Annotated in this window: 1 protein-coding gene; it reads left to right on the forward strand. The window is 73.7% G+C overall.

The genetic code is table 11. From position 1 onward, the window contains the following. The coding region (locus IF54_RS40335) for an AMP-binding protein (RefSeq protein ID WP_037821303.1) at positions 1-228 on the forward strand (228 nt) is incomplete at both ends.

A 228-nucleotide genomic window follows, 5' to 3' on the forward strand; every position in this document is an offset into this window, starting at 1 on the left:
CGACAAACTCCCGGCGACGGAGGCGATCCCGCTGGGCGCGCCGATCCCGAACACCCAGATGTACGTCCTCACCCAGGAGCTGGAGCCGGCCCCGGTCGGCGTGGCCGGTGAGGTCTACATCGCCGGCACCGGCCTGGCCCGCGGCTACCTCGGCCGCCCCGACCTCACCGCCGAGAAGTTCCTCCCCAACCCCCACGGCGAGGCGGGCTCACGCCTCTACCGCACCGG

The sequence above is a fragment of the Streptomyces sp. NRRL B-3229 genome (assembly GCF_000719505.1).
GTDB classification, from domain to species: domain Bacteria; phylum Actinomycetota; class Actinomycetes; order Streptomycetales; family Streptomycetaceae; genus Streptomyces; species Streptomyces griseorubiginosus.